Annotated in this window: 14 protein-coding genes; 10 read left to right on the forward strand and 4 right to left on the reverse strand. The window is 36.9% G+C overall.

Annotated features, from left to right (window positions below; translation table 11 throughout):
• Positions 1–48: 48 nt before the first annotated feature.
• Complete coding sequence (locus tag ACZ427_RS06550; RefSeq protein WP_461179777.1) at positions 49–537, reverse strand: hypothetical protein; 489 nt, start codon at positions 535–537, stop codon at positions 49–51.
• A 174-nt stretch (positions 538–711) separates the two neighbouring features.
• Between ACZ427_RS06550 and ACZ427_RS06555 the strand changes: the two genes are divergently transcribed.
• The 3 genes from ACZ427_RS06555 (at position 712) to pyc (ending at position 5,840) form a co-directional block, all read left to right on the forward strand.
• Positions 712–993 carry a YlaN family protein gene (locus ACZ427_RS06555; protein ID WP_461179827.1) on the forward strand — a complete coding sequence of 94 codons (282 nt, stop codon included), beginning with the start codon at positions 712–714 and terminating at the stop codon, positions 991–993.
• Positions 994–1,233: 240 nt separating this feature from the next.
• On the forward strand, positions 1,234–2,418 hold the full coding sequence (ftsW, locus tag ACZ427_RS06560; RefSeq protein ID WP_461179776.1) for a putative lipid II flippase FtsW: 1,185 nt from the start codon (positions 1,234–1,236) through the stop codon (positions 2,416–2,418).
• Positions 2,397–5,840, forward strand: coding sequence for a pyruvate carboxylase (pyc, locus tag ACZ427_RS06565; RefSeq protein ID WP_461179775.1), 3,444 nt, complete (start codon positions 2,397–2,399; stop codon positions 5,838–5,840). Before ftsW ends, pyc begins: the two co-directional genes overlap by 22 nt.
• Before the next feature lie 41 nt (positions 5,841–5,881).
• On the opposite strand, the gene ACZ427_RS06570 is transcribed toward pyc, so the two are convergent.
• Positions 5,882–6,811, reverse strand: a complete 930-nt coding sequence (locus ACZ427_RS06570) for a COX15/CtaA family protein (RefSeq protein WP_461179774.1) — start codon at positions 6,809–6,811, stop codon at positions 5,882–5,884.
• A 563-nt stretch (positions 6,812–7,374) separates the two neighbouring features.
• Here ACZ427_RS06570 and cyoE point away from each other — a divergent pair.
• The 7 genes from cyoE to ACZ427_RS06605 all read left to right on the forward strand — a co-directional run bounded on the left by cyoE (position 7,375) and on the right by ACZ427_RS06605 (position 13,875).
• A complete protein-coding gene (gene cyoE, locus ACZ427_RS06575) occupies positions 7,375–8,313 on the forward strand; it encodes a heme o synthase (RefSeq protein WP_461179773.1) in 939 nt (312 codons plus the stop codon).
• 63 nt (positions 8,314–8,376) lie between these two features.
• Positions 8,377–9,429 (forward strand): cytochrome c oxidase subunit II, encoded by a 1,053-nt coding sequence (gene coxB / locus ACZ427_RS06580; RefSeq protein ID WP_461179772.1) that lies wholly within the window; start codon positions 8,377–8,379, stop codon positions 9,427–9,429.
• A 52-nt stretch (positions 9,430–9,481) separates the two neighbouring features.
• On the forward strand, positions 9,482–11,335 hold the full coding sequence (ctaD, locus tag ACZ427_RS06585; RefSeq protein ID WP_461179771.1) for a cytochrome c oxidase subunit I: 1,854 nt from the start codon (positions 9,482–9,484) through the stop codon (positions 11,333–11,335).
• Position 11,336: 1 nt separating this feature from the next.
• Positions 11,337–11,960, forward strand: a complete 624-nt coding sequence (locus ACZ427_RS06590) for a cytochrome (ubi)quinol oxidase subunit III (protein WP_461179770.1) — start codon at positions 11,337–11,339, stop codon at positions 11,958–11,960.
• Positions 11,961–11,963: 3 nt separating this feature from the next.
• The gene (gene ctaF, locus ACZ427_RS06595) at positions 11,964–12,287 is read left to right on the forward strand and encodes a cytochrome c oxidase subunit IVB (RefSeq protein WP_461179769.1); all 324 of its coding nucleotides are present in this window, start codon (positions 11,964–11,966) and stop codon (positions 12,285–12,287) included.
• Between the two features lie 149 nt (positions 12,288–12,436).
• The gene (gene ctaG, locus ACZ427_RS06600) at positions 12,437–13,333 is read left to right on the forward strand and encodes a cytochrome c oxidase assembly factor CtaG (RefSeq protein WP_461179768.1); all 897 of its coding nucleotides are present in this window, start codon (positions 12,437–12,439) and stop codon (positions 13,331–13,333) included.
• An 86-nt stretch (positions 13,334–13,419) separates the two neighbouring features.
• Positions 13,420–13,875, forward strand: a complete 456-nt coding sequence (locus ACZ427_RS06605; RefSeq protein WP_461179767.1) for a DUF420 domain-containing protein — start codon at positions 13,420–13,422, stop codon at positions 13,873–13,875.
• A gap of 206 nt (positions 13,876–14,081) precedes the next feature.
• On the opposite strand, the gene ytvI is transcribed toward ACZ427_RS06605, so the two are convergent.
• Both ytvI and ACZ427_RS06615 read right to left on the reverse strand, forming a co-directional pair.
• Positions 14,082–15,140: a sporulation integral membrane protein YtvI gene (ytvI, locus tag ACZ427_RS06610; RefSeq protein ID WP_461179766.1), complete on the reverse strand. Its 1,059-nt coding sequence runs from the start codon at positions 15,138–15,140 to the stop codon at positions 14,082–14,084.
• Positions 15,141–15,300: 160 nt separating this feature from the next.
• Positions 15,301–15,666, reverse strand: a complete 366-nt coding sequence (locus tag ACZ427_RS06615; RefSeq protein ID WP_461179765.1) for a YugN family protein — start codon at positions 15,664–15,666, stop codon at positions 15,301–15,303.
• Positions 15,667–15,673 lie beyond the last annotated feature (7 nt).

Consider the following 15,673-nt stretch of genomic DNA (forward strand, 5'->3'; position numbering starts at 1 on the left):
ATGTATAAATCAAAAGCTGTAACAGAAGGCTGTTACAGCTTTTGAACATTAATTAATAATTATTTTAGTGACATACTTGATCGGATTGTCTTTATTAGAGCCATCTTTATAGTACAAATGTACCGGGCCATCTTCTTTTAATGGTTTCCCATCTATTGCAAATAGGAAATAGCAATTTTTTAGCTGATCCAGGGACAGCTTTTCCTCGCCATCATTTGTTACTACTGAAGCATATTTGGCATCTGAATTGATTTCAGCATTATCTACAAAGTCCTGTATTGGCATAACATAGGAATTTGTTAATATTTCCTTTCCTTCAAGTCGTGAAATACTTTTATTTACTGGGGGCTTAATATTTTGCTGATAAACTTCCCGGCTAAATCTTTCAGATGCTTTTTCCAGTTCATCCGTCGTACTTTCCTCGTGCTTTTTATCCTTGAACGCATCGTCGAGCAATATTTTTCTGTCATCAAAAATCCAGACAGTGGGGTCTAATGTAATGGAATAGGCAACATTTCCGGTTATTGGTACGATCATTTGACTTTCACTCCTTCATATATTTCTTTAATTAGAATAGCAGACTGGAAAAGATATTTCATTAGTAATGAATTAAATATTATGAAAAAAGTTTATTAATTCATTTGCAATTTCTTGTTTCTAACGATAATATAGTTATAGAAAGATGTCTTTTTATTGGAGGGGATATATATGATGCCTGAGGTGACTATAACTCATCGTGAAAAAGCCCATGCCCTTCTTAAGGCTGATGCTGATAAAATCCTGCGACTGATAGAAGTTCAAATTGAAAACTTAACAATGCCGCAATGCCCTGTATACGAAGATGTATTGGATACACAAATGTTTGGGCTCTCCAGAGAAATAGATTTTGCTGTTCGTTTGAACCTAATCAGTGAGGATGAAGGTAAAGCAATTATGGAAAATTTAGAGAAGAAGCTCAATATACTGCATGAAGCAGCACAAAAATCTGTGTAACATTTATTTGTTCATGATTTGGCGTAAATTATGAAGCGAAAACTTTGCCAACATGTTAATCGGCAAGGTTTTTTTGTTTACTACGATCATTACTTAGAGGGGTAGAGTCCCGTTAGCGGTGAAAGGTGAATTTTCATACATTTCATGAAATATAACACATTAATGAAACAATGTGTTATACTATTGAAAATAATAAAGTCATCTTTACACCCATTACATATAATTTTGGGGAGACGTAAGATGATACAGAAAATAAAAGATTATGACTTTACATTGATTATTACACCTCTCGTTCTGACAGCTTTTGGGTTAGTCATGATCTATAGCGCCAGTATGGTCATTGCTGTTGTAGAAGGGAGTGAAAGTACGCATTACCTAATCAGACAGTCGATATGGTTCAGCATTGGCATGGTGGTGTTTGTGTTCTGCAGCATTTTTCCATATAGATATTATCAAAAATTGATGAAAATTATAATTGTTGGTGTAATTTTATTATTGGTAGGTGTGCTGTTTTTTGGAACAACTATAAATAATGCAAAATCATGGTTCGTAATAGGCCCCCTTAGCCTGCAACCGGCTGAATTTGCTAAATTAGCGCTAATCATGTATTTAGCTTCTGTATATTCAAAAAAACAGAGCTATATTGATAAATTTAGTACAGGGGTCTTGCCGCCTTTAATTATGACGGGGATCATTTTGGCACTCGTCGTCATGCAGCCGGATATAGGGACCGCTGCGATTATATTACTGATTGCCAGTACTGTAATTTTTAGTTCAGGAGTTCGATTTAAACACTTATTTATTCTAATATTTATCGGGTTGGCTATTATGGCTATTGCCATACCGAATATGCTTACAGATACGCGGATTGAAAGGTTCACAGGTGCGTACGGTCCTTTTGAAGCTCCGGATTCAAGTGGTTACCAGTTAATCCAATCTTACTTGGCTATTGGAACGGGAGGACTTACTGGGGAAGGGCTTGGTCAAAGTGTACAAAAACTTGGCTATCTGATGGAAGCTCATACAGATTTTATTATGGCAATTATTGCGGAAGAATTGGGCTTTTTGGGTGTTGCTATTGTGATTGGTTTGCTTGCTGTAATTGTACTTAGAGGAATATTTATTTCCAGAAAATGTAAAGACAGTTTTGGTGCACTGCTCGCAATAGGTATCTCTTCCATGGTCGGGATACAGGCATTTATCAATTTAGGGGCAATAAGCGGGATTCTCCCTATTACTGGTGTTCCTCTTCCATTTGTCAGTTATGGAGGTTCATCTCTACTTGTTTTGATGGCTTCGATGGGGATATTAAATAATGTAGCAATGACAGTAAACAAAGAAGAAAAACCTGTTACTACAGAAAAATCTGAGATAAATCGTTCGATTAATAGAGGAGGAAAAACATGGATGAATTACAACAAATAAACAAAGTATTGGTTGCCAATCGCGGGGAAATTGCTATTAGGGTTTTCCGTGCATGTACAGAGATGAATATTCGTACAGTTGCTGTATATTCTAAGGAGGATAATAAATCCTATCACCGCTTCAAGGCGGACGAGGCATATTTAATTGGGGAAGGAAAAAAACCAATTGATGCCTACTTGGATATTGAAGGTATAATTGATCTGGCAAAAAGTGTGGGTGTCGATGCAATACATCCGGGATATGGATTTTTATCGGAAAATATTGAATTTGCCAGACGTTGTGAAGAAGAAGGTATTATTTTTATCGGCCCAACCAGTGACCATTTAAATATGTTTGGGGATAAGGTGAAAGCGAGAACCCAGGCTATCAATGCAGGGATTCCTGTTATACCGGGTAGTGATGGAGCTATCTCCTCCGTTGAAGAAGCGGATGCATTTGCTAAAGAGCATGGTTATCCTATTATTATAAAAGCATCACTCGGCGGCGGTGGAAGAGGGATGAGAATAGTCCGAAGTGAAGCGGAATTATCTGAATCTTATGACCGAGCTAAATCTGAAGCGAAAGCAGCATTCGGTGATGATGAAGTTTATTTGGAAAAACTAATAGAAAATCCAAAGCATATTGAAGTACAGATTATCGGTGATGAAAAAGGGAATGTAGTTCATCTTCACGAAAGAGATTGTTCTATACAGCGAAGACATCAAAAGCTGGTGGAAGTTGCTCCCAGCCTTTCTTTGACAAGTTCACTCCGCGAGGAAATATGTAAAGCCGCTGTAGATTTAATGAAAAACGTAGATTATAAAAATGCGGGAACAGTAGAATTTTTAGTGACAGATGATGAATTTTATTTCATTGAAGTAAACCCTAGAGTACAAGTTGAGCATACGATAACAGAAATGATAACCGGTATAGATATTGTCCAGACACAGATTAAAGTAGCTCAAGGGCTGGAATTGCACGGTGAATCAGTTAGTATTCCGAATCAGGATGAAATTAATGTCAGTGGTTATGCAATTCAATCAAGGGTGACTACAGAAGATCCTTTAAATAATTTTATGCCGGACACAGGAAAAATCATTGCTTATCGAACGGGTGGCGGTTTTGGAGTACGTCTGGATGCGGGTAATGGGTTTCAGGGTGCGGTAATTTCACCACATTATGATTCACTGCTTGTAAAAGTTTCTACATGGGCTTTGACATTTGAACAGGCTGCAAATAAAATGTCGCGTAACTTGAAAGAGTTTAGAATTCGGGGTATTAAAACCAATATACCTTTTTTAGAAAATGTTTTGCAGCATGAAATGTTTTTAAACGCACAATATAATACGAATTTCGTTGATGAAACCCCTGAGTTATTTGTTTTTCCAAAACGTAAAGACCGTGGAACAAAAATGCTTTCGTATATTGCGCATACAACAGTAAATGGTGGAGAAGGTATGCCTCCAAAAGAAAAGCCTGACTTTTCTGGATTAATTATTCCTAAAGTGGATCATTCAGCTGAAATGCCTAAAGGTACCAAACAAATACTGGAAGAACAAGGTCCTGAAGGTGTAGCAAAATGGTTGAAGGAACAAAAAGAAGTAAAACTGACCGATACAACTTTCCGGGATGCACACCAGTCATTGCTTGCTACTAGAATTAGATCAAAAGATCTTGAACAGATAGCTGAACCAACAGCTCGTTTGCTGCCAAACCTATTCTCTGTTGAGATGTGGGGTGGAGCGACATTTGATGTAGCTTACCGATTTTTAAAAGAGGATCCATGGGACAGACTCCTGCATTTACGCAAACAAATGCCTAATGTGCTCTTACAAATGTTATTACGGGCAAGTAATGCAGTGGGATACAAAAACTATCCGGATAATCTAATTAATCAGTTTGTAGAAAAAAGTGCAAATGCAGGGATTGACGTTTTCCGTATCTTTGACAGCTTAAATTGGTTGGAAGGCATGCAGCTTGCTATCGAGACGGTGAGAGAGAATAATAAAATTGCCGAAGCCTCTATGTGTTATACGGGAAATATATTGGATACAGGCCGTTCTAAGTATGACCTTTCTTATTATATAAATCTAGCAAAGGAACTGGAGAACTCAGGTGCTCACATTCTGGGAATTAAAGATATGGCAGGATTGTTAAAGCCTGAGGCAGCCTACCAGTTAATAGCTAGCTTGAAAGAAACAGTAGATTTGCCTGTTCACCTTCACACGCATGATACTAGCGGAAACGGGATTCATACGTACGCCCGTGCTATAGATGCAGGAGTTGACGCAGTAGATGTAGCTGCAGGGCCAATGGCTGGTTTAACATCACAGCCTAGTGCGCAGACACTCTTTCATGCTCTAGAAGGCACTGAGCGGCAACCAAGCATAGATGTAAAGTCATATGAGAAGCTCTCCTATTACTGGGAAGGTATTAGAGAGTACTATCAGGATTTTGAAAGCGGAATGAATGCACCACATTCAGAAATATATATGCATGAAATGCCTGGCGGACAATACAGTAATTTAAAACAGCAAGCAAAAGCAGTTGGTCTTGAGGACCGCTGGAATGAAGTGAAATCAATGTTCCGTCAAGTAAATGATATGTTCGGTGATGTTGTCAAAGTTACACCGTCGTCGAAAGTAGTTGGTGACATGGCGTTATTTATGGTTCAAAATAACCTGGCGGAAAAAGATATTTATGAGCGAGGAGAATCGATTGATTTCCCTGAATCTGTAATAGAGTTTGCTCAAGGGTATCTTGGGCAACCATATCAAGGTTTTCCACAAGAATTGCAACAGATTATTTTAAAGGGAAGAGAAGCTATAAATGTAAGGCCAGGTGAATTACTTGAACCAATTGATTTTGGCTCTTTAAGAGAATCACTATTTAATAATCTTGGACGCCAAGTTACCAGTTTTGATCTAATCACATATGCTCTTTATCCAAAAGTGTTTATGGATTATAATCAGTTTTATGAAACATATGGTAATATGGCTGTACTAGATACACCTACATTCTTCTATGGAATGAAGCTTGGCGAGGAAATCGAAGTTGAGATTGAACAAGGAAAAACACTTATTGTTAAATTAGTATCGATATCAGAGCCGATGGATGATGGTACACGTGTAGTCTATTTTGAGCTTAACGGGCAACGACGTGAAATTACCGTAAAAGATGAAAGTGTACAGTCTCTATTAGAAACAAAACCAAAAGTAGAAAAAGGTAATGAGAAACAAATTGGTGCAACAATGCCTGGTACTGTACTGGAAGTTAATTGTACAAAAGGGGACCAGGTCAGTAAAGGTGATTACTTATTAATTACTGAGGCGATGAAAATGGAAACAACCGTTCAGGCACCTTTTTCTGGGGTTATAAAAAACATCCATGTTAATACAGGAGAAACAATAGCAGTTGATGATTTATTGATCGAATTTGAATAAATAAGGAATGAATAAAAAAACAGGTAGTGGTGTAAAATCCACTACCTGTTTTTATTCATTTTTTCATATTTGGCACTTCTTGAAGAAAGCAAGATGAAATAACTTAACATACCAAAATAACAGGAGATGATGAATGCATGGAGTAAAGCAATCCCCAGGTTCAGCATAGTGAAAATGATTAGTGCACCTGATAACACCTGTAAAGATATTAGTGAAAACGTGATGATCCAACCCCAATACATTATTTTGCTATGATGATAGTTTTTCATGATTTTGATGAAAAGTACAAGGGTCCATATAAACAGAAGACCTGCTGCAAGGCGATGTCCCATTTGGATCCATTGCTCCAGACTGTAAGCAGAAAATGCGAATGGAGAAGCATTATTGCAGAATGGCCAATCCCTACAAACCAAATTGGCTTCCGTGTGACGGACTAATGCCCCTGTATAGACAACGATAAATGCATAGATTGTCAATGCGTAAATTTCGATTCTGTGTTTTTTTTGTATAATCAAGGATCTGGCATCGAACTTTTTGTCAATTTCAAATATAAGTAGCATCAGTAAAAAAATTGACGCAAACGAGACTAAAGAAATTCCGAAATGGGCAGCCAAAACAAAATCAGATTGACTCCACATTACTGCTGCAGCACCGATTAATGCCTGAGCCATTAAAAAGAATACAGATAAGAAAGCTAAAAACTTTACTTCACGGATATGCCCGATATTTTTCCATGCCAGAATAGCCAATAATAGAACAACAATGCCCATACCACCTGATACTAAACGATGGCTTAATTCTATGACCAGCTCCGGAGTTATCTCACTTGGCATAAATTGTCCATGGCATAATGGCCAACTGTCACCACAACCATCTCCGGAATCCGTTTTTGTTACGAGCGCTCCACCAATCAGGACAAATACCATTCCTAATGTAGCGGTGACGGAGAGCCACTTTAATGTTTTAATCATGTTATATCCTCACTTTTTATTTTTTGGCAGTTAGTAGAATGAAACTTTACTTTTGCATCACTATGAATAAGACCTTGAGTTAAGGCAGTTTTTCTAATAATTTAACCTTAGAAATTTCACACGATAGATTAATAATAATATTTTTCCCTTGTAGAAAGCAATGGAATAGCTACAAAAAATTACAAATGACACACAATTGTTATACTCTCATATTTAATTATCCTTTTTAGCGACAAATATAGAAAAACGCTTGCATTTTCCAACTTAGTCTGCTAGAAATAATATAGGCTATATGCTATACTTACTTGTATTCTGGGAAATACGATGTACTTGCAATGGGTTTTATTCTTTTCTGTTTTTAAGTCGTTTTTTACATATTTACTGATTTTATGGGACTTGAACAATGTGAAGAATGTTATATAATTAATTAGAATGTAAAACAATTCCATGGTACAATTAAATCGATGATCAGTATACAGGCAAGTATATTATTTTCAGTAGGATGTATACTCGATACTACTATGCTTGCTTAATTGGCGGGAGTTGAAGGGGGGATAATATAGATGAGCAACGTGGAGACATCTTCTTCACATATGATTGAAAAGGATGTTGTCTCTAAAGAAAACAAAACCGCACTAATCTCTGATTTAAAAGCCCTATTTAAAATAGGTATCGTAAATTCCAATTTAATAACTGCCTTCGCTGGATTTTGGCTGGCATTGTATTTTACGAATTCTTCCTTGTCTGCAGAGTGGGATGTTTTTTTGTTGACAATGACGGGAGTAGCGTTAGTTATAGCTGGAGGATGTGTGCTGAATAATTGGTATGATGTCGATATTGATCCGGTTATGTCGAGGACAAAAACCCGTCCAACTGTTACCGGTAAATTGACGCTTAATACAGTCCTATTAATGGGAATTGCAACAACCATATTAGGCTTAATTTTGCTGTTTTTTACTACGGTCCAAGCGGCAATGCTCGCTTTCTTTGGCTGGTTTACCTATGTTGTGCTGTATACGATGTGGACAAAGAGGAAATATACTCTTAACACCATAATTGGAAGTTTTTCTGGGGCGATGCCTCCATTAATTGGATGGACGGCAATTGATCCATCTTTTCATGTGGTGCCATTTGTTCTGTTTTTAATTATGTTTATATGGCAGACTCCGCATTTTCTTGCGTTAGCAATGAAAAAAGTAGACGATTACAAGAAAGCGAAAATACCAATGCTCCCAGTTGTACATGGCTTTGAATTTACAAAAAGGCAAATTGTTGTATATATTGCCTGTTTGCTGCCATTACCCTTCTTATTATCATCGCTGGGAATAACTTTTGTAATAATTGCTACATTACTTAATCTGGGTTGGTTGTTTATTGGTATGAGAGGATTTTTTATGAAAGATGATCTGAAATGGGCGAATATGGTTTTTATTTATTCATTGAATTACCTAACCATTCTATTTTTAATGATGGTCATTGTTACGTTACCTATTTTTAATTGAAAATTTGTCCTTAATTAATATCAAATATAAGGAATCCACAAAGAGAAAGAGAGGTATGAATACATGAAAGGTTGGATGGGAAAATTTAAAGCATTCTTTTCAGTGAGCATAATAGCCCTGCTGTTAGCTGGTTGTGGAAAAGAAAACTTAACATCTTTTATACCAAAGGGATATGGTGCTGAATCCTCTTTGAACTTAATAATTATTTCCACAGCAGTAATGGCTTTTGTGTTTCTAATTGTTATGATTGTTTATGTGATTGCTATTATGCGCTTTCGTAGGAAGAAAGGACAGGAAGATTACATACCGAAACAGGTGGAAGGAAATAAAACACTGGAGACTGTATGGACAATTATTCCAATTTTTTTAGTACTTATCATCGCTGTACCGACTGTTACGGCAACATTTGATTTAGCGGATGAATCTGCAGCAGAGGATGCTTTGAATATCGAAGTTACAGGCAGTCAGTACTGGTGGCATTTTAATTATGAAGGTCAGGAAATTCAAACCAGTCAGGATATGTATATTCCTGTCGGGGAAAAAGTTTATTTAAACATGATATCTTCTGACGTGATCCATTCATTTTGGGTACCGGCAATTTCCGGTAAAATGGATGTTAACCCTGAGAATGTAAACACAATGTATATTGAAGCAAATGAGGAAGGTGTATATTGGGGGAAATGTGCAGAGCTTTGTGGACCGGCACACTCACTGATGGATTTTAAAGTGATTGCAGTCAGTCAGGAAGAATTTGACCAATGGGTTTCTGATATGCAAAACGTAGATCCGGATGAGGAACCACAAGATGCTGTCGCCCAGGATGGTAAAGCACTGTTTGAGGAAAATAGTTGTGTAGCTTGTCATGCTATAGGTTCTTCTCCTGCACAAGTTGGGCCAAACCTGACCAGCTTTGGTGACCGTTCAACAGTGGCAGGTATCCTTGAACCAACGAAGGAAAACTTGGTTGACTGGCTTATGGACCCTGAATCAATTAAACCAGGCAACTTAATGACTGGTAATTATCCTGAACTTTCCGAAGAGGAAGCGAGTAGTATTGCGGAATATTTAATGCAATTACAGCCTTCTGAGGTAACACCTGAAAGTGCAGGTAATTAATATTTTAAGATAGAAAAATTGGAATGGAAGATGTAAAAGGGAGGTTTATGATTTGAGTATAGCAGCTACTCAAAAGAGGGGTTTTGCCGCTGTTTTATGGGATTACCTTACTACTGTTGACCATAAAAAAATTGGTATATTATATATAATCGGTGGTGGGCTCTTCTTCATACTCGGCGGTATAGAAGCCTTGATTATACGTATTCAGCTTATCGTACCTGAAAATGATTTTATCAGTGCTGGTCTTTATAATGAAATGATTACCATGCACGGAACTACAATGATATTCCTGGCTGCCATGCCGATATTATTAGGTTTAATGAACGTAATCATGCCCCTTCAAATCGGGGCTCGTGATGTGGCTTTTCCATTTCTGAACTCACTTGGTTTTTGGTTGTTCTTCCTTGGTGGAGTTCTTCTAAACTGTAGTTGGTTTTTAGGAGGAGCACCTGATGCAGGATGGACATCCTATGCTCCATTATCGATCCAGTCCCCCGGACATGGAGTTGATTTCTACGTAATGGGGTTACAATTATCTGGTGCAGGTACTTTAATAGGGGGGATTAACTTCCTCGTTACAATCGTAACAATGCGTGCACCTGGTATGACATATATGCGTATGCCATTATTCTCATGGACAACGTTTATATCAAGTGTATTAATTTTATTTGCTTTTCCAGCATTAACAGTAGGATTATTCCTACTAATGTTTGATCGTATGTTTGGTTCAGCATTTTTTGATGTTGCGCTTGGTGGTAATGCCATCATCTGGCAGCATTTATTCTGGATTTTTGGGCATCCAGAAGTGTATATTCTGATATTGCCTGCATTTGGTGTCTTCAGTGAAATTTTTCCAACATTCTCGAAGAAACGTTTGTTTGGTTATACGGCAATGGTGTTTGCAACGATACTAATTGCATTCCTAGGGTTTATGGTTTGGGCACACCATATGTTTACTGTTGGTCTGGGACCAGCTGCCAATGCGATCTTTGCGATAGCAACAATGGCAATTGCAGTACCTACAGGGATTAAAATATTTAACTGGCTTGCTACAATGTGGGGTGGAAGCATTACAATCAACTCTGCTATGCTTTGGACATTAGCGTTCATTCCTTCCTTTACAATCGGTGGAATGACTGGTGTTATGCTTGCTTCAACTGTAGCTGACTACCAATATCATGACACGTATTTTGTTATTGCGCATTTCCACTACGTAATTGTTGGTGGAACAGTATTTGGGATCTTAGCCGGGCTTCATTACTGGTGGCCTAAAATGTTTGGTAGAATTCTGAATGAAGCAATGGGTAAAATTGCTTTTTGGCTTTTCTTTATAGGGTTCCATCTGACTTTCTTTATACAGCACTTCTTGGGACTAATGGGAATGCCTCGTCGTTATTGGGTCTTCCTGGAAAACCAGGGATTAGATACTGGTAACCTAATTAGTACAATTGGCGCTTTCTTAATGGGGGTTGGTGGGTTAATATTCGTTATTAACATCATCTACACAACTGTTAAAGGAGAAAAGGCTCCAGCTGACCCATGGGATGGCCGTACACTAGAATGGGCTATTTCTTCACCGCCAAAGCATTATAACTTTAAACAATTGCCATTGGTCCGTGGATTGGATCCATTATGGATAGAAAAAATGGATGGTAATGGCAAGATGACACCTGCTGAACCGGTAGATGAAATTCATATGCCAAACGGATCCATTTTACCGTTTCTTATGACGGTCGGATTCTTTATTGCCAGCTTTGGATTTATCTATCAAACAGACAATAAGTTATGGTTAATTGCACTTTACGCAGGAATGGCAATTGCTCTTGGCTGCATGTTAACCCGTTCATTGAAAGACGATCATGGCCATCATATTACAAAAGAAGAACTAGAAAGGGAGGCTGAATGACATGAGTCACGATCACTCCTTAAACCCTGAAACAATGCCGCAGGAGCCAGAGAAAGCTACCCTGGAAGGGAAAAATAAATTTCTTGGCCTATGGTTTTTCCTCGGTGGTGAAACAGTTCTTTTTGCTTCACTTTTTGGAACATATATTGCTTTGAGAAATTCAACAGCTGAAGGTCCGAGTTCACAAGATTTATTTGGCCTTGAATTAGTTTTTCTTATGACAATGTTGTTGTTAACCAGTTCTTTGACTAGTGTTTATGCGATGTATCATATGAAAAACAATGATTTCAAAAAGATGCAGCTATGGCTGGGAATTACTGCTTTATTGGGTATTGGCTTCCTTGCATGTGAAATTTATGAGTTCGCGCACTATATTATAGATTACGGATTCACTTTCCGTTCATCAGCTTTTGGTTCAGCTTTTTATACATTAGTCGGTTTTCACGGCGGACACGTAGTGTTTGGCCTCAGCTGGCTGATTTCATTAATGGTTCGTAATGCTAAAAGAGGATTGAATTTATACAACGCACCTAAATATAATACATTTAGCTTGTACTGGCATTTTATTGATGTTGTTTGGGTGTTTATCTTCACAGTTGTATACTTAATGGGGATGGTGAGTTAATTTATGACAGAGAATATGAATACCGATAAAATTAATTCGTTCCATAAGCACAAAAAGAAAGAAGAAATGAAAAAACAAGTAATTTCATTTGCATTAATGATAGGCTTTACGATTATCGCATTTGCCCTCGTTGCAGCAGAAGTGATGGAAAGTATGTTTCTTATTCCCGTACTGCTTGTATTGGCAATTGTCCAAGTAGGGTTTCAGTTTTATTATTTTATGCACATGAAAGATAAAAATCATGAAATGCCAGCAGTGATGATTTATGGTGGTTTATGGGCAGCTTTATTGACATTGGCTGCACTTGGGATTATTACTTGGTGGTAATTTGAGAGAAAAAGGTCGGGAGAGAACCCGATCTTTTTTTCTGGTTTTCATTAATAAGTGGCTGTGCTAAAATCGTCATATTATTAGTATGTAACTGGTTTAAATATACGTTATAATATTAGTTACAAGTCTATTTGGAGTGAAAAGTTATGTGGTTAGAGTTACAGATATTTGGGTTCCGTGCATTATGGAGTCCGTACTTTTTTATTTATATCGTGTTGCTGGGTTTGCTTTATTTTTTAATTACGGTCAAGTATCGACATAAATTCGGCGGTACAGAAAAACCAAGTTTGAAACAGCAGATGTTTTTTTATACTGCATTATTATTAATTTATATTGTAAAGGGCTCTCCAATTGATTTATTGTCCCATATCATGTTAACGGCCCATATGATTCAGATGGCTGTTTATTTATTAATTTCTCCTATCTTAATTATAAAAGGAATCCCAGTATGGCTTTGGGAAAAAGTGCTTTATACACCAATTATTAGACCGGTAGTTATGTTTTTTACTAAACCAGTGATTTCCTTATTGCTGTTTAATGCTCTTTTTTCTATTTATCATATTCCTGTTGTCTTTGATTTTTCAAAGTCCTCACCGATGGCACATACATCGATTCATTTTATTTTATTGATTGCCGCATTTATTATGTGGCTTCCAGTATTAACTCCAATTAAAGAACTGGATAAGATGCCTTCATTGATTAAGATCTTGTACATTTTTGCGAATGGCGTATTAATAACCCCTGCTTGTGTACTAATTATTTTTTCAAGCGAACCAATGTATGCGGCATACAGTCAGAGTGGGGCCTGGCTGACTGCGTTAAGTTTATGTGTGCCTGGGGATGTACTACAGGGAATAAGTATTCCTTTATCAGGACCCGAGGTGTTTTCACCAATGAGCACTTTACTTGATCAGCAATTAGGTGGAATTATTATGAAAGTTATTCAGGAAATTGCGTATGGAATTATTTTAGTCAATGTGTTCTTAAAATGGTTTTCAAAGGACAGTATGAAAGTAGATCCATTACCTTCTGAATCGAATTAAGCAGAAAAAGAAGAGTGAATTCAATTATAAAAACAACTTAGGAAAAATTTCTAAACCACGTTTTATTTAGAAAGGAATCGTGAGCAATGCCTTTTTTACAGACAATCAGTACCTTTTTTATTGTACTTAGTGCCGTCTTGATTGCATTTGGGTGGCGTTTTATCAGCAAGGGGAATGCTAGAGCACATAAAAAAACAATGATAGCCGCAGCTATTAGTGCGCTTTTGTTTTTTATCATCTATATGTCACGTACTATTTTTATCGGGAATACAAGCTTTGGAGGACCGCAGGAACTTGAAATTTATTATACAATTTTCTTAGTTTTCCATATTATCTTAGCAACAACAGGTGCAGTATTTGGTGTTATTTCACTAACTCTGGCATTTAAACGCAACATCGTAAAACATAGAAAACTTGGCCCATATACAAGTATTATATGGTTCTTTACAGCAATAACAGGTGTGATGGTTTATTTGTTTCTGTATATTCTTTTCGACAATGGGGAGACAACAAGCTTGTTAAAAGCAATTTTTGGAGGATAAAAAAGGGTGAGTTTTTCTCACCCTTTTTTATATGAAGTTTGTATAAAATATTGCAATATAGATTTTTACAAAGTCAACCAAATCCAATTCCTGCGTTTAGGATAAGAAATACTTCCCAGAAAAAAACACTACACACAGAAAAAGTCATTTCATTTTATAGGGAACTGTGATGTTCAATGACGCTTAAGTGTTCCATTAGTTCTTGTTTATATCTTTATATTCCATTTTATAATCCCAGCTTCTCTGGCCGAATTAAATGCAATCACAATCAGTGGACCAAGAATAAAACCTAATATCCCCAGAAGTTGAAGTCCCAGGAACATTGCAATAAGTGTAGCGAGTGGTGAGAGGCCAATATGCTGTCCCATTACTTTAGGTTCAACAGTCCTTCTTATAGCAAGTAGGATTATTGCCAGTACCGCCAGCTGGACCCCCATTCCCATATCACCGGATAATAATAAAAACAATGCCCATGGCCCCAGTATGGCAATAGAACCAATAATTGGGATTAAGTCTATAATCCAGACTATTATCGACATGATTAACGCGACTTCAGGTACAATCAGGTATAGACTGATTAAGGTTACCGCAAGAATAATTAAGCTTACAAGAAATTGGGCTTTAAAGAAACCGACAAAAACACTTTTAAGTCTTGTATTCATAAAAGATACACGTTCAGCAGTTTCTCTTGTCAGCAGATCATACATTTTTGATTTTAGAATCGGTAATTCGAGCATGAATAAAAATAAGGCAATCAAATAGACGATAAGGCTAACCAAATACTGAGGGACCTTTGCGAAAATCTGGGCAATATTGTCGATTGTGATGATTTCTTTTGCAGTATTACTGAGTGATATTAAACTATCTTCTATCCCAGCTAAAACTTGATTGACAAATTCCGGGGGTAAATTATCCATATATTGCTGTAACTGATTATCCCATTCTGTATATGTATCGTTTAGCTGATTGATATATACCGGAACATCTTCTACTAAATTCACAACCTGTGTTACCGCTTTGGAAATTGTAAATGTACCAGCCACACCAATAAAGAGTATGAATAGAAGAAATACAATAATCACGGAAAATTTCCGGTTTAGTTTTCCTTTTTTCTGTATGAGTCTCACTAGTGGATTAAGTATAAGAGCTGTAAGAAACGCAACAATTAACGGAACAGATACGGGTAAGATGAAAATTATGATTAATAATAGAAGTACTGTCAGAAAAATGAATGTCCAATGCCGCTTTGATATAGATCGAAACAAGTTGATACATTGCCTCCTTGTAAATGAAAAGAATTAATTAGTATAGTTATAGCATTTATTACCAGATTTGAACAGTCAAACACTATGTATTATGTAATTTTTTATTTCAGAACAAAAAACCAACTGTCCTTTCTCAGTTAATGGAACAGTTGGTACGGTTTTATTTTTTGTATTGAGCAATTTCTTCCGCTAATTTTGTTACAAGATTTTTTGAGCGTTCTACAAGGTTTTCAGGGAAGTTCTCCCCCTCACCATATTCTACACCATGGGGATAATAATGTTTTCCTAGCAGTGGTGTCATAAGCTTGATGATAGCATTACCGCGGTCTACATCACCTTCTACTGCGTAACCCTGTACACGAATATAGTATGTAATATTTTTCTCATTTGAATTGATTTTATAATCGTACGTTACCCTTTCGTAATCCCATTGACCAGCGCGAATAAAAGCATGTTTTCCAGTAATGTGATCCAACGGTTTTATGTCTAGAATAACATCTTCTATTCCAGTGTTTTCTAATCTCATTTTATCC

It is taken from the genome of Virgibacillus ainsalahensis, assembly GCF_055380755.1.

Coding starts and splice junctions, on each gene's coding strand:
- ACZ427_RS06550 (WP_461179777.1), bottom strand. CDS start 537: ATGATCGTACCAATAACCGGAAATGTTGCCTATTCCATTACATTAGAC.
- ACZ427_RS06555 (WP_461179827.1), top strand. CDS start 712: ATGCCTGAGGTGACTATAACTCATCGTGAAAAAGCCCATGCCCTTCTT.
- ftsW (WP_461179776.1), top strand. CDS start 1,234: ATGATACAGAAAATAAAAGATTATGACTTTACATTGATTATTACACCT.
- pyc (WP_461179775.1), top strand. CDS start 2,397: ATGGATGAATTACAACAAATAAACAAAGTATTGGTTGCCAATCGCGGG.
- ACZ427_RS06570 (WP_461179774.1), bottom strand. CDS start 6,811: ATGATTAAAACATTAAAGTGGCTCTCCGTCACCGCTACATTAGGAATG.
- cyoE (WP_461179773.1), top strand. CDS start 7,375: ATGAGCAACGTGGAGACATCTTCTTCACATATGATTGAAAAGGATGTT.
- coxB (WP_461179772.1), top strand. CDS start 8,377: ATGAAAGGTTGGATGGGAAAATTTAAAGCATTCTTTTCAGTGAGCATA.
- ACZ427_RS06590 (WP_461179770.1), top strand. CDS start 11,337: ATGAGTCACGATCACTCCTTAAACCCTGAAACAATGCCGCAGGAGCCA.
- ctaF (WP_461179769.1), top strand. CDS start 11,964: ATGACAGAGAATATGAATACCGATAAAATTAATTCGTTCCATAAGCAC.
- ctaG (WP_461179768.1), top strand. CDS start 12,437: ATGTGGTTAGAGTTACAGATATTTGGGTTCCGTGCATTATGGAGTCCG.
- ACZ427_RS06605 (WP_461179767.1), top strand. CDS start 13,420: ATGCCTTTTTTACAGACAATCAGTACCTTTTTTATTGTACTTAGTGCC.
- ACZ427_RS06615 (WP_461179765.1), bottom strand. CDS start 15,666: ATGAGATTAGAAAACACTGGAATAGAAGATGTTATTCTAGACATAAAA.